Source organism: Chryseoglobus sp. 28M-23 (assembly GCF_014789785.1).
GTDB lineage: Bacteria > Actinomycetota > Actinomycetes > Actinomycetales > Microbacteriaceae > Microcella > Microcella indica.
This window is the reverse complement of record NZ_CP061846.1, coordinates 1,335,010-1,347,868: the sequence shown is the minus strand read 5'-3', so window position 1 is coordinate 1,347,868 and position 12,859 is coordinate 1,335,010. Positions and strand designations below refer to the sequence as shown.

Below are 12,859 nucleotides of genomic sequence, written 5' to 3'. Positions count from 1 at the left end.
ACGGTCGACTCCTGAGAATGTGCCGGAGGGCACCGAGCCTCACCGCGCTACCGTGACGGCCATGCCGTCCACCAGCAACTCGTCGTCCTCGCACTCCACACGCAGCAGTGCTCGCTCCGCGAAGAACAGCCACGCCGTGCGCGTCATCGCTCGCAGCGGCTACGCGGTGAACGGCCTCCTCCACATCCTCATCGGAGTCATCGCGCTCCAGCTCCTCCTGACCGGCGGGGAGAGCACCGATGCCGATCAGAGCGGCGCGCTACAGAGCCTCGCGTCCACACCGTTCGGCGGCATCCTGCTATGGATCGTGACGATCGGTTTCGCCATGCTGGGCCTGTGGCTCATCGTCGACGGCATCCTGCAGGGGCCCGCTCAGGACTCTAAGAAGAAGCTCGTGGTCGGCATCGTGAAGGGCCTCGTCTACCTGGCACTCGCGAGCACCGCGCTGTCCTTCGCCCTGGGCGGCTCGTCCGACTCCTCCGGCGATACCCAGAGCATGACGGCGCAGCTCATGGCGGCTCCCGCGGGGATCATCCTCGTGTTCCTCGTAGGTCTCGTCGTCCTCGCCGTCGGCGGCTACTTCATCCACAAGGGCGTCACCCAGGGCTTCCGCGACGATCTCAGCATTCCCGCGGGCACTGCGGGCACCGTGATCACCGGTCTGGGCATCGCCGGCTATGCGGCCAAGGGCGTCGCGCTTCTCGCCGTCGGCGGGCTGTTCATCGCGGCGGCCGTCACCTCCGACGCCTCAGAGTCGACGGGGCTCGACGGGGCGCTGCGATCTCTGCTCGGGCTGCCCTTCGGCGTCTGGATTCTCGGCCTCGTCGGCGGCGGGCTCATCGCCTACGGCGTGTACTGCTTCGCGCGCGCCCGCTACGCGAACCTCGGCTAGGTGTTGCGACCGCGCGCGGTGACCGACCACGCACCGACCTCGATGCCGTCGCGCTCGACGATGAGCTCGTCGACGAGGTTCACCGCATTGCAGACGTGGTTCGGCACGACGCGCAGCTCTGCGCCCAGTGCCGGGATCGTCGTGCCGGTCGGAAATGCGACCGTCGCGTGGTGCTCCGACAGCGCGCTGATGCGGGCCTCGGGGTGGTCGAGGAGCCGACCGTATCCGGTGGCGTAGGGGGCGCGGTCGGCGCCGAGGATCTTGCTGCCAGCGTCGAGCACGGCGACTCCGTCGCGACGGCTCACCACGGTCGCGCGGGCGGTGAGGGAGATCGACTCGGAGGTCGTGGCGCTGAGCTCCCACTGCTGAGCATCGCCGAACACGTAGACACCGGGCCGGAGCTCCGTGAGCACACTGCCATCGGCCGAGCGCACGCTCGGCGTCGATCCGCCGCTCACCACAGGGCACGGGATGCCCGCGGCCGTCAGCGCATCGCGCGCCGCTTCCAGCGCGGCGGCCTCGTCCCTCGCCGCAGGCCCCGCGGCCTCGAGACCGTAGGAGTGCCCAGGGAACGTGAAGACACCGTCCACCGCGAGGCCAGCATCGAGCGCTGCGACCGCGACCTCCGCGGCATCCTCCGGCGGCATGCCGCTACGGTGGTGACCGCTGTCGACCTCGACCGCGATGGCGAGGGGGGCCGCGCTGTCGCGACCGGCGTGAACAGCCCGTGCGAGCATCCTCACGCCGTCGACGGAGTCGGCACCGACGCGAAGCCGCACACGCCCTGCGAGCGCACGCAACCTGTCGGCTCGAGGCCCCACCGCCCACAGCGGATACGCGATGAACAGGTCATCGAGACCAGCGTCGGCGAGCACCTCGGCCTCGCCGACGGTCGCGACCGTGAGCCCGACGGCCCCGTGCTCGAGCTGCCGGTGCGCGAGCTCCACGGTCTTGTGCGTCTTGGCGTGCGGCCGCAGCGCGACGCCGAGGGCGCGGGCGTGCGCCGCCATCGTCGCAAGGTTGCCCTCGGCGACGAGCTCGTCAACCACAAGGTAGGGAGTCTCGCGCATCCCCCCATCCTCCCCCGTTCGGGCCAGATCTGGCGCGAACGGGCGCTTGCACGACGGCCGAGTCACCTTTTGCGACCAATCTGGAGGCGCTCCGATGTGCGTGGGTGTGCGCGAGGGTTCGACGTGGGGGTGTGCGACGAGGAGGTGTGCGGCACGCCGCACGGGGCCCAGAATTGCCGAGTATGGGCGCTATCGCTCGTCGCGAGCGCCCGTTCGCGCCAGATCTGGCACAACTCGCGGGCGCGCTAGCCGCCGGTGGCGAGCTGGCGGCGCACGTGCTCGATGCGCGACTGCAGCTGCGCGACCGTCGCCTGGCCCACGGCGGGGCCGCCGCACACGCGACGCAGCTCGGCGTGGATGATGCCGTGCGGCTGCCCGGTGAGCTTCGCCCGCAGGCCGACGAGGCTGTGCAGGAGCGTGCGCTGCTCCTTGAGCGACCGGTACATGGGCTGAGGCGCCGGCTGGGTCGCGGGCCGCTCGGCGGCGCGACGCACCTGGCGCTGGTGGCGGCTGCGCAGCAGCTCGTGCACCTGGTCGGGTTCGAGAATGCCGGGCAGGCCGAGAAAGTCGAGCTCTTCGAGGCTGCCGACTTCGGCGACCTGCCCGAACTCGGTGCCGTCGTAGAGCACCTTGTCGAAGGTCGCCGACGACTCGAGCGCCTGGTAGGTGTACTCCGCGAGCTCCGATTCGCTCGCCTTCTCCTCCCGCTCCGCGGCCTCGAGCAGGGAGTCGTCGAGCAGCTCGTCGCCCTCCCGGTCGAGCGCGTGGTCGCGCTCCCGCTCGAGCTCGCTCGCCAGCGACTGGATCGTCGGCACGCTCGGGATGAAGATCGAGGCGACCTCGCCACGTCGGCGGGCTCGCACGAAGCGCCCGATCGCCTGCGCGAAGTACAGCGGCGTCGAGGCGCTCGTCGCGTAGACGCCGACGGCGAGGCGCGGCACGTCGACGCCCTCCGACACCATGCGCACCGCGACGAGCCAGCGGTCCTCCGACTCGGCGAAGTGCGCGATCCGCTCGGACGCCCCCGCCTCGTCGCTCAGCACCACGGTGGGCTGCTCGCCCGTGATGCCCGCGAGCACGCCCGCGTAGGCACGTGCAGTCGCCTGGTCGCTCGCGATGACGAGCCCGCCCGCGTCGGGGATCGCGTGCCGCACCTCGGTCAGCCGGGTGTCGGCGGCGCGCAGCACCCCGGGCATCCACTGCCCTTCGGGGTCGAGCGCGGTGCGCCAGGCCTGGGCGGTGACGTCGGCGGTGTCTCCTTGGCCGAGCACGGCTTCCATCTCGTCGCCGGTGGTCGTGCGCCAGCGCACACGCCCCGCATACGACAGGAAGAGGACGGGCCGAACCACACCGTCACGCAGGGCGCGCCCGTAGCCGTAGCTGTAGTCGGTGCGGGAGACGCGGATGCCGTCACCCTCGTCCACGTAGGAGACGAAGGGAATCGGCGCGGTGTCGGAGCGGAACGGCGTGCCTGTGAGGGAGAGCCGCCGGGTCGCGGAGCCGTACGCCTCGCGCATGGCCTCCCCCCAGCTGAGCGCGTCTCCGCCGTGGTGCACCTCGTCGAGGATGACGAGGGTCGGCACCTGGTCGACGAGCACGCGGTGCACGAAGGGTTGCGCGGCGACTTGGGCGTACGTGACGGCCGCCCCGTGGAAGGCGCGCGTGATCACGCGGGAGGCGTTGCGGAAGGCCGGATCGAGACGGATGCCGACGCGGTGCGCCGCGTCGGCCCACTGCCGCTTGAGGTGCTCGGTGGGGGCCACGACGATGACGCGCTCGACGGTGCGCCGCGCGAGCAGCTCGGCAGCGAGGCGGAGGGCGAAGGTCGTCTTGCCTGCTCCCGGCGTCGCGGCGGCGAGGAAGTCCCGCGGCTCGTGGGCGAAGTACGCGTCGAGCGCCTCGGCCTGCCAGGCGCGCAGCCGGTCGGCCGTGCCGCGTGCCGCGCGCTCCGGGTAGGACGGCGAGAGATGCTCCGCGGCGAAGGTGCCCACGTGGGGTGCGCGGCGGAAGGTCGGAGACATGCGACCTCGATGCTAGTCGAGGCGACCGACGTCGCCGACGCGGACTGCGGGCGATGAGCCCAGAAGGGTCACGCGCGGGCGGGCGGCTCCGGGGACGCGGGCGGAGCATCCTGACCCGACAGCGCCGAGCGCCGGCGTTCCGGGGTCGACAACAGGGACGCCCGCTGCACGGCACCGCGCCCGAAGCGCGCGGCGAGGGCATCCATCGTGCCTTCCGCCTCGCGCCACGACTCGTCGTCGTCCCACAGGCCGCGCGCCACGGCACCCGTCGGCAGCAGGTTCTCGGCGCGCACGCCGATGAGGCGGATGCCCCTCCCCTGGGTCGGCGCGGCGGCGAAGAGCGCTCGGGCCTCGGTCGCGAGCCGCTGCGCCACCTCGGTGGGCTCGGCGATCGTCTGCGATCGTGTGAGGGTCGTGAAGTCGCCGAAGCGTACTTTGATCGCGACGGTGCGCGCGACCCACCCGCCGCGCCGCAGCCGGCGCGCGACGAGGTCGGAGAGACGCAGCAGCTCTCGGTCGAGCGCCGCGCGGTCGTGCAGGTCGCTCTCGAAGGTCATCTCGTGGCCGATCGACTTCTCGAGCCGTGTGGGGGTCACGGCCCGCGGGTCGATGCCGTTCGCGAGCGCATGCAGCTTGCCTGCGGCTGCGGCGCCGACGGCCGCATCGAGCGCGGGCAGCGGGAGGTCGGCGACGGCGCCGACGGTGCGCGCGCCGATGCGCTCGAGCCGCTCGGCGACGGCGGCTCCCACACCCCAGAGCGCACTGATCGGCTGCGGCCGCAGGAAGGCCGCGGTCTCGGCCTCGGGCACGACGAGGACTCCGTCGGGCTTGGCGCGGCTCGAGGCGAGCTTGGCGACGAACTTGGTCGCGGCGGCGCCGACCGAGGCGACGAGGCCCGTCTCGTGCGTGATGCGGGCGCGCAGGCTCTGGGCGATCGTGTACGGCGGCCCGAAGAGGGCGCGGGCGCCGCTCACGTCGAGGAACGCCTCGTCGATGCTGAGCGGCTCGACGAGCGGTGTCACATCTCCGAGGATCGCCATGACGGCGCGCGACGCCTCCTGGTAGCGCTCGTAGTGGGGCTCGAGCACGATCGCGTTCGGGCAGCGGCGCAGCGCGATGCTCATGGGCATGGCCGAGTTGACGCCGTAGCGCCGAGCTTCGTAGGTCGCGGCGGTCACGACAGAGCGCGCTCCGCGGTGCCCGACTATCACGGGCTTCCCTCGCAGCTCGGGGCGTGTCAGCAATTCCACGGAGGCGAAGAACGCGTCCATGTCGAGGTGCAGGATGCTCGCGCTCGTGTCGTCCGTGGGCGTCGCGGTGACCTGCCGGCCGCTGCCGTCCTGCTTGCTCACGCTCGCCGCCTCACGGGTGCATCCTCACCGATGCATCTTCACACAGCGCGACGGGCGGGGCGCCGTGGCGCCCCGCCCGTCGCGGGCGTCGTGCGAGTCCTGCGTCAGGCGCGTCGACGGCCCGCGATGGCGCCGTAGATGACGAGCACGAGAAGCGACCCGCCGATGGCGAGCAGCCAGGTCTCGATCGAGAAGAACCCGCCGAGGTCGACGCCGAAGATGACGCTGCCGAGCCAGCCGCCCAGGAGGGCGCCGATGACTCCGATGACGAGGGCGGCGAGCCAGCCTCCCGGGCCCTTGCCCGGCAGGATCGCCTTAGCGATGGCTCCGGCGATGAGTCCGATGAGCAGGAATGCGAGGAAACCCATGGGGCGCTCCTTTCGTTATGGCGGCACGCGGTTCGAGTGTCAGCCGCTGTTCGAGCGCTCCGGTGGAAACGCTCAGCAGGTAGTCAACCAGGTCGACCCCGTTCGGGGGTACTCCACGTTCAGAAACTTCCCAGGCCGCGCAGTCGGTGCGGCTCTGGCATTCTAGAGCCATGGCACAGCTTCACCCCTGGTCCCGCTACGTGGCGATCGGAGACTCGTTCACCGAGGGCATCGGCGATCCGGAGCCGCAGAGCCGCGGCGGCCATCGCGGATGGGCGGACCGCGTGGCCGAGCAGCTGGCACTGCGCACCGATGATTTCGCCTACGCGAATCTCGCCGTGCGCGGTCGACTGCTGAAGCAGATCGCCGAGCAGCAGGTGGAGCCCGCGCTCGCCCTGCGCCCCGACCTCATCTCCGTCTCGGCGGGTGGCAACGACATCATCCGCCCCGGCACAGACCCCGACCAGGTCGCCGAGCGGTTCGAGGAGCTCGTCGTGCAGCTGCGCAGCAACGGCGCGACGGTGCTCATGTTCAACGGCCCCGATATCGGCATGACGCCCGTGCTGCGGCGCGTGCGCGGCAAGGTGGCGATCTACAACGAGAATCTGCGGGCGATCGCCTCCAAGCACGACGCGATCGTCGCCGACATGTGGAAGCTGCGTGAGCTTCGCGACCCCCAGATGTGGGACCGCGACCGCCTGCACTTCTCGCCGATGGGCCACCACACGATCGCGATCATGGCGCTCGAGGCGCTCGGCGTCGAGCACGACCTCGAGCCGCGCGAGCCGGAACCGCTGCCCCGCCGCAGCTGGCGCCAGGCGCGCGTCGAGGATCTCGGGTGGGCGCGCGAGTACCTCGTCCCGTGGGTCGTGAGGCGCATCCGCCACCAGTCCTCCGGCGACTACATCACGCCCAAGCGACCGGACGCCTCGCACCCGCACCGCTGACGCGGCACTCCCCTACTCGCCCCAGACAGCCTCGAGCGGCTGCGCGAGGCGCCACGCGAGGTCGGGCCCCTCGAGCGCTCCGCGCCATTCGAGCGGGATGCTCACCCGACGGTCCCCGTAGCGCACCGTCACGCTACCGGGGTCGGGCAGCGGCACGCCCGGCTGCAGCTGCGGGGCGCGCACGACGCCGATCGCACGCACCTCTCCCCACACGAGGTCGGCGACGGTCTCGGCGACGTGCAGGCTCGCGCTCGCGCCCCACTCGGTCTCGTAGCGGGCGACGAGCTGCCCCTCCGTGGCGATCGTGATCTCGTGGAAGTCGTCTCGAGCGCTCGCGAGCAGGGTGCGCACGTCGTCGGCCACGGTGGGATGGTCGGGCCCGGCTAGCACCACCCCGACGACATCGACCTCCTCGCCGTCGACGACCTCTCGCGCCGAGAAGAGCAGGCACGCTCCCGCCTCGATGAGGGTGCCCGTCTTGAGCCCCGTGACACCGTCGACCCCCACGATCAGGTTGCGGTTCTCGTAGGTGCCGATGCCGGGCACGGTGACCGCGGGCAGCGCGGCCGCCGCGGCCACGACCGGATCGGCGAGAGCGAGCCGGCCGAGGTCCAGGAGCGCGCGGGGGCTCGCGCGGTTGAGGAGCGAGAACCCCGTCGTATCGCCCACGGAGATGGATGCCAGGTCGTGCGCGTCGAGCCAGGCGCGCGCGGCCGACAGGTAGTCGGCGACGGAGCCGAACGCCCACGTCGCGAGCGTCTCGGCGTAGTTGTTGGCGGAGGCGACCATCATGAGCTCGATGATCTCGCGCTGCGTGATCGTCGCACCGACCGGAGCGGGAGCCGTCGTGCCGTTGAGTGCTCGATAGCGGGCGACGAGGTCGCTGTCGGCCTGGGTGAGCGTGATCGTCGCGCCGGACGAGCCCTCCTCGACGGGGTGCGCGTCGAGCACGACAAGAGCGGTGATGACCTTGGTGATCGATGCGATGGGGCGCACCTCGTCGAGACCGCGGCTCGCGAACACCTGCCGCCGGTCCGCGGCGCCGATCGCGGCGGCGCCGTAGCCGGGGATGCTCACCTCGGGCGCGGGTGTGACGAGTTCCGGCAGGGCCTGCACGTGAGGCTCCACGGCCGGCACGGGGGCGAGCACGGCGAAGGCGCTGTAGCCGAGGGTGCTCGCGCCGAGGGCGACGAGAGCGGCGATGGCGACCGAGCGCAGGAGGGGGCGGCGGCGGGTCACGCGCTCCAGTCTAGGAAGCAGGCGGAGTGCGGGGCGCTGCCGCACTGCCGAGCGCGTAGAGCGCGACAGCACTGGCCGCCGCGACGTTGAGCGAGTCGACGCCGTGCCCCATGGGGATCGTGACGACGACGTCGGCAGCACCGAGTGCGCCGCGGCTGAGCCCATCGCCCTCGGAGCCCAGAAGCAGTGCCACGCGGTCGAGCCGCTCGGCGGCGAACTCGCGCAGCCCCACTGCGTCGGGGGCGAGCGCGAGCGCCGCGATCGTGAAGCCGTGCTCGTGCAGCAGACGCGCGCCCTCGGGCCAGTCGGGCAGCCGAGCCCACGGCACCTGCAGCACGGTGCCCATGCTGACGCGCACGCTGCGGCGGTAGAGCGGGTCGGCGCAGCGCGGTGTGATGAGCACGGCGTCCGCGCCGAGCCCCGCGACGGAGCGGAAGATCGCGCCCACGTTGGTGTGGTCGACGACGTCTTCGACCACGACGACGAGCCGAGCATCCCGCAGCAGGTCTGCAGGGTCGAGAGGCTCGGGGCGGTGCATGCTCGCGAGCGCGCCGCGGTGCAGGTGGAAGCCTGTGAGCTCCTCGAGCAGTCCTGGCGCGCCGACGTACACGGGCACGTCGTGGCCGACCAGCAGCGGTTCGAGGTCGTCGAGCCAGCGCTCGCTCGTGAGCACGGACCGCGGGCGGTGCCCGGCCCGGAGGGCGCGCCCGATGACGGTGATCGATTCGGCGAGATAGAGGCCTCCCGCGGGCTCCTGCACGCGCCGCAGGGCGACGTCGGTGAGGCGGGCGTAGTCGCTCAGGTCGGCGCCGTCGAGCGTCGTGAGTCGCTCGAGGCGCATGTGCGAGTCCTTTCGGTAGGCGTGTCCCAGCCCGTGGAAACATATCGGAAACCGCGGGCGTTTAGTCTCGTAGACAGGTCACTGAGGCGTTGGGGAGGCGACCGTGAGCATGATGGCGGCGGATGCTCGGCCCCTCGATGCCCTCGCGCAGGCCTCGCTCGCCCAGGCCGCGGAGATTCTCGCCGGGCGCCGTATCGCCGTGCTCACGGGAGCGGGCGTGAGCACCGATTCGGGCATTCCCGACTACCGTGGCGCCGGCGCGCCCGTGCGCACCCCCATGACCTACAGCCAGTTCCTCGCCGATGAGCCGTATCGCAAGCGCTACTGGGCCGGCAGCCACCTCGGGTGGGAGCGCTTCGCCCAGGCACGGCCGAACTCCGGCCACGAGACTCTCGCGCAGCTCGAGGCCGACGGCACCGTGACGGGCGTGATCACCCAGAACGTCGACGGCCTGCACGTGCGCGCGGGCTCGCGCCGCGTCGTCGACCTGCACGGCAGCATGGACCGCGTGCGCTGCCTGCACTGCGGCCAGACCTTCTCGCGGGCCGCGGTCGCGAACCGCATCGCGACGCTCAACCCGTGGCTCGTGGCGGGCGACAACCACCGCATCAACCCGGACGGCGATGCCGAGGTCGACGACATCAGCCTCTTCGAGGTGCCGGAGTGCTCGGTGTGCGGCGGCACGCTCAAGCCCGACATCGTGTTCTTCGGCGAGTTCGTGCCTTCCGTGAAGTTCGAGGAGGCCCGCGGGCTTGTCGCGCGCGCCGACGCCCTGCTCATCCTGGGCTCCTCCCTCGTCGTGAACTCGGGCGTCCGGCTCGTCGTGCAGGCGGGTCGCAAGCGCATCCCGACGATCATCGTGAACCGCGGCGAGACCAAGGCGGACGCTCGGGCAGCGGTTAAGATCGAAGCGGGCACGACCGAGACGCTCGCCGCTCTGCGCGAGGCTCTGCGGGCCTGACCGGTGCGCGCGACCTTCGCCGACCGGCGGAGGGAGTTGTGTGACTGCGTTCGCGCTCGTGCGCCACGGCGAGACCGACTGGAACCGCGCTCGGCGCATTCAGGGATCCACCGACATCCCCCTCAATGACACGGGGCGCGAGCAGGCACGGGCCGCGGGCCGTGTGGTCGCGGGCCGAGCCTGGAGCCGCATCGTCGCCTCGCCGCTCGTGCGGGCCGCCGAGACGGCACGGCTCATCGCCGAGGAGGCGGGGCTCGCCGATCCCGAGCTCGATGGCGCCTTCGTCGAGCGCAACTACGGCGAGGCCGAGGGACTCACGGGTGCCGAGCTCGACGAGCGCTTTCCCGAGGGTGTCCAGGTGCCGGGGCGCGAGTCGCGCGAGGCGGTGGGCGAGCGCATCGTCGCCGCGCTGCACCGGCTCGCGGCCGAGCATCCGGGCGAGTCGATCATCGTCGTCGCGCATGGCGGTGTGATCCGCAGCGTGCTGGAAGCGGTCGCGCCTGGCCGTCATCGCGAGCCGATCACCAACGGTTCGGTGCACTCGTTCCTGCACGCCGACGCCGGTCTCGAGCTCGTGCGCTTCGACGATCCGCTCGACGAGCAGTCGATCTTCCCCTTCGCGGAGGACTTCCTCGACCAGAACCCGCTCGCCCATCGGGAGGACGACGCTCGGAGCGCCTCCTGATGGCCGCGTCGGGTGCGGAGCGCTTCGCCGCGGCGACCGCCCACCTGGGCCTGGCACCGCAGCGGATGCCCGACTCGACCCACACGGCCGCCGACGCTGCGGCTGCCGTGGGCTGCGAGGTCGGCGCGATCGTGAAGTCGCTCGTCTTCCTCGCCGACGACGAACCCGTGCTCGCTCTCGTGTCTGGGGACAATCGGGCAGACCTCGCGGCACTCGGAGTGGTACTGGGAGCGCGCATCGAGAAGGCGGATGCGGCGACCGTCAAGCGCGCCACGGGCTACTCCATCGGAGGAGTGCCCCCGATCGGGCACCCGGCGCCCGTGCGCACGGTCGTCGACCGCGACCTTCTGCGCTACTCGACCGTGTGGTCGGCCGCGGGCAGTGCGAACGACGTGTTCCCGGCCGCGCCTCAGCAGCTCGTCGACTGGTCCGGCGGCCTCCTCGCCGCGATCGGCACGCGCTGAGCGCTCAGGACTCGCGACCACGAGCGGCCTGCGCGCGCAGCAGTTCGATCAGCACGGCCGCCGATCGGCCCCAGTCGAAGCGTGCAGCCTCGGCGGGTGCGGCGGCGGAGCGGCGCTCCCACTCCCCCGGCTCGAGCAGCTCGGTGATGCGGGCGGCGACGGCCTGAGCATCCCCGACCGCCGCATACAGCGCGGTCTCGCCGCCGATCTCGCGGAAGATCGGGATGTCGCTCACGACGACGGGCGTGCCGCGCCCCATCGCCTCGACGAGCGGGATGCCGAAACCCTCGTCGCGGGAGGCGCTCACGAGTGCCGCGGCCCGGTCGAGCAGGTCCGCGTACTCCTCGTCGCTGACGCCGTCGTGGACGACGAGCGCTCCCGCAGGGGCGGCCGCCTCGAGGCGCGCGCGGTCGCGGGGGCGGATGCGGCTCAGCAGGTGCAGCCGCGCTCCCGGGAGGAGGTGCAGCGCCGCCACGAGCGTCTCGACACCCTTGTACGGCATGAACGAGCCCATGTAGACGAGCTCGATGCCCTCGGGGCGGATGCGCGGCTTGACGCCCGCGGGGCGCTCGGCCGCGTTCGGCACGACGGTGATCGCGCGCCGCGTGAGGCGGTGCTCGAGCATGAGCGCACGCGTCGTCTCGCTCACGGTCACGACGGCGTCCGCGCGGTTCAGCAGCAGTCGCTGCGGCCACCACGCCAGGTGGTACAGGCGCCAGCCCAGCCGCACGGGCCACGGCAGATCACGCGGCGGTGTGGGGTGCGCGTAGTAGATGAGGTCGTGCAGGGTCAGCACGAGCGGGTAGCGGCGGCCGAGCGCGCCCATCGTCTGCATGGGCGAGAACACCACGTCGGGCTCGAGGCGGTTCACCTGACGGGCGACGAGAGGCTCCCGGGCACTCGTCGGCCCGCTCACGCGATGCCAGGGAAGACCCTCGGGCAGCATCGCGAGTTGACGCTCATCGCTGATGAGCAGGTCGAGTGACTCCGAGTCGCGCAGGAGCGGGCGCAGAGCATCCACGATGCCGGCTGTGAACCGGCTGATGCCGTCGTGGCGCGGGAAGCGCACGTATCGGCAGTCGACGACGATCTTCACGCGAGGAACTCGCGGATCGCCGAGGCGGCGGCCTCGGGCGTCTCGTAGTGGATGAGGTGGCCGACATCGGGAATCTCCACGAGGCGGGCGTCGGGAAACAGCGCGACGAGCTCGCGCTGGCGCGCGATCGGAGTGATGTCATCGTCGACGGCGGCGATGAGGAGGGTGGGCGATGCGATGTCGGCCGCGAACTCGGAGACGTCGTGCGAGACCGAGGCGCGGAAGGCCTCGAGCAGCATGTCACGCGTGGCGAAGCCCGAGAAATAGCGGTCGTGCTCAGAGTGGATCCAGCGGCGCAGAGCGCGATCGCGCGTCTTCGCCATCGTCACGCTCATGATGCGCGTCACGGCTCTGCTGCGGAGGACGGCGAAGCCGAGGCGGCTGGGCAGGGCGGCGCCCGCGCGGTAGAAGGCCACGGCGAGCCTCGTGAGCACTCCCCGAGGGCCGGAGAGGGCTGGTGCGCCGATCGGGTTCACGAGAACGAGGTGGGGCGTGGGAGTGCCGCTCGCGACCGCGGCGCTCGCGACGATCGACCCGAACGAATGGCCGAGGACGACCGCTTCACCGCGGATTCCCAGTTCCTCCAGGAGCGCGTCGAGCCAGGCGGCGTAGGAGGCGATGTCGTGCGCTCGGCCCTCGAGCGGCGCCGAAAGGCCGAAGCCGGGCAGATCGGGCGAGAGGATGCGGAACTCGGGCAGATGCGCGATGACCGGCTCCAAGCCGTGGTGGTCGCCGCGGAAACCGTGGACGAGCACGAGCGTGCGCTGCGCCTCGGCGGGGCCGTACTCGACGAGGTGCGTGCGCGAACCGAGCACGTCGAGCGCGCGATCGCGGCGGGGAATGCGCGCGAGCGAGGCGGCGTAGGGAGACGGGGCGGACATCCCGATCAGTCTAGGTCGGCCTGGCATGTGGAACCGGTTGTC

At 71.8% G+C, this 12,859-nt stretch carries 13 protein-coding genes; 5 read left to right on the top strand and 8 right to left on the bottom strand.

All coding sequences use genetic code 11. The annotated features are described in order from the left end of the window. Positions 1-61 precede the first annotated feature (61 nt). Positions 62-892, top strand: coding sequence for a DUF1206 domain-containing protein (locus tag IE160_RS06525; protein ID WP_191150576.1), 831 nt, complete (start codon positions 62-64; stop codon positions 890-892). On the opposite strand, the gene IE160_RS06520 is transcribed toward IE160_RS06525, so the two are convergent. From IE160_RS06520 to IE160_RS06505, 4 genes are all read right to left on the bottom strand, one after another. After that, positions 889-1,962, bottom strand: coding sequence for an alanine racemase (locus IE160_RS06520; RefSeq protein WP_191150575.1), 1,074 nt, complete (start codon positions 1,960-1,962; stop codon positions 889-891). The genes IE160_RS06525 and IE160_RS06520 overlap by 4 nt on opposite strands. A 245-nt stretch (positions 1,963-2,207) precedes the next feature. Beyond that, the gene (locus IE160_RS06515; RefSeq protein WP_179871892.1) at positions 2,208-3,983 is read right to left on the bottom strand and encodes a DEAD/DEAH box helicase; all 1,776 of its coding nucleotides are present in this window, start codon (positions 3,981-3,983) and stop codon (positions 2,208-2,210) included. Between the two features lie 68 nt (positions 3,984-4,051). Beyond that, positions 4,052-5,335 (bottom strand): DNA polymerase IV, encoded by a 1,284-nt coding sequence (locus IE160_RS06510; RefSeq protein ID WP_191150574.1) that lies wholly within the window; start codon positions 5,333-5,335, stop codon positions 4,052-4,054. 104 nt (positions 5,336-5,439) lie between these two features. Next, positions 5,440-5,703: a GlsB/YeaQ/YmgE family stress response membrane protein gene (locus tag IE160_RS06505; RefSeq protein WP_179871890.1), complete on the bottom strand. Its 264-nt coding sequence runs from the start codon at positions 5,701-5,703 to the stop codon at positions 5,440-5,442. A gap of 170 nt (positions 5,704-5,873) precedes the next feature. Here IE160_RS06505 and IE160_RS06500 point away from each other — a divergent pair, with 170 nt between their 5' ends. Beyond that, complete coding sequence (locus tag IE160_RS06500) at positions 5,874-6,650, top strand: SGNH/GDSL hydrolase family protein (protein ID WP_179871889.1); 777 nt, start codon at positions 5,874-5,876, stop codon at positions 6,648-6,650. 12 nt (positions 6,651-6,662) lie between these two features. Here the strand turns inward: IE160_RS06500 and IE160_RS06495 are convergent, their stop codons facing one another. After that, positions 6,663-7,889, bottom strand: coding sequence for a D-alanyl-D-alanine carboxypeptidase family protein (locus IE160_RS06495; RefSeq protein ID WP_179871888.1), 1,227 nt, complete (start codon positions 7,887-7,889; stop codon positions 6,663-6,665). 10 nt (positions 7,890-7,899) lie between these two features. Then, positions 7,900-8,730 carry a TrmH family RNA methyltransferase gene (locus tag IE160_RS06490; RefSeq protein WP_179871887.1) on the bottom strand — a complete coding sequence of 277 codons (831 nt, stop codon included), beginning with the start codon at positions 8,728-8,730 and terminating at the stop codon, positions 7,900-7,902. Between the two features lie 112 nt (positions 8,731-8,842). On the opposite strand from IE160_RS06490, the gene IE160_RS06485 reads away from it, so the two are divergent. The 3 genes from IE160_RS06485 to IE160_RS06475 are packed head-to-tail and all read left to right on the top strand — an operon-like array spanning position 8,843 to position 10,840. Continuing rightward, positions 8,843-9,691, top strand: coding sequence for a Sir2 family NAD-dependent protein deacetylase (locus IE160_RS06485; RefSeq protein WP_179873907.1), 849 nt, complete (start codon positions 8,843-8,845; stop codon positions 9,689-9,691). A 40-nt stretch (positions 9,692-9,731) separates the two neighbouring features. Then, positions 9,732-10,376: a histidine phosphatase family protein gene (locus IE160_RS06480; protein WP_179871886.1), complete on the top strand. Its 645-nt coding sequence runs from the start codon at positions 9,732-9,734 to the stop codon at positions 10,374-10,376. Next, positions 10,376-10,840, top strand: coding sequence for a YbaK/EbsC family protein (locus IE160_RS06475; RefSeq protein ID WP_179871885.1), 465 nt, complete (start codon positions 10,376-10,378; stop codon positions 10,838-10,840). The genes IE160_RS06480 and IE160_RS06475 overlap by 1 nt, the downstream gene beginning before the upstream one ends. Positions 10,841-10,844: 4 nt before the next feature. On the opposite strand, the gene IE160_RS06470 is transcribed toward IE160_RS06475, so the two are convergent. Next, positions 10,845-11,936 (bottom strand): glycosyltransferase family 4 protein, encoded by a 1,092-nt coding sequence (locus tag IE160_RS06470; protein WP_191150573.1) that lies wholly within the window; start codon positions 11,934-11,936, stop codon positions 10,845-10,847. Then, positions 11,933-12,817: an alpha/beta fold hydrolase gene (locus IE160_RS06465; protein ID WP_191150572.1), complete on the bottom strand. Its 885-nt coding sequence runs from the start codon at positions 12,815-12,817 to the stop codon at positions 11,933-11,935. The genes IE160_RS06470 and IE160_RS06465 overlap by 4 nt, the downstream gene beginning before the upstream one ends. Between the last annotated feature and the right edge of the window lie 42 nt (positions 12,818-12,859).

Excerpts from the sequence above, each read along its gene's own strand:
- IE160_RS06525 (WP_191150576.1), top strand. The coding sequence starts at position 62 with ATGCCGTCCACCAGCAACTCGTCGTCCTCGCACTCCACACGCAGCAGT.
- IE160_RS06505 (WP_179871890.1), bottom strand. The coding sequence starts at position 5,703 with ATGGGTTTCCTCGCATTCCTGCTCATCGGACTCATCGCCGGAGCCATC.
- IE160_RS06520 (WP_191150575.1), bottom strand. The coding sequence starts at position 1,962 with ATGCGCGAGACTCCCTACCTTGTGGTTGACGAGCTCGTCGCCGAGGGC.
- IE160_RS06475 (WP_179871885.1), top strand. The coding sequence starts at position 10,376 with ATGGCCGCGTCGGGTGCGGAGCGCTTCGCCGCGGCGACCGCCCACCTG.
- IE160_RS06500 (WP_179871889.1), top strand. The coding sequence starts at position 5,874 with ATGGCACAGCTTCACCCCTGGTCCCGCTACGTGGCGATCGGAGACTCG.
- IE160_RS06485 (WP_179873907.1), top strand. The coding sequence starts at position 8,843 with ATGGCGGCGGATGCTCGGCCCCTCGATGCCCTCGCGCAGGCCTCGCTC.
- IE160_RS06490 (WP_179871887.1), bottom strand. The coding sequence starts at position 8,730 with ATGCGCCTCGAGCGACTCACGACGCTCGACGGCGCCGACCTGAGCGAC.
- IE160_RS06465 (WP_191150572.1), bottom strand. The coding sequence starts at position 12,817 with ATGTCCGCCCCGTCTCCCTACGCCGCCTCGCTCGCGCGCATTCCCCGC.
- IE160_RS06515 (WP_179871892.1), bottom strand. The coding sequence starts at position 3,983 with ATGTCTCCGACCTTCCGCCGCGCACCCCACGTGGGCACCTTCGCCGCG.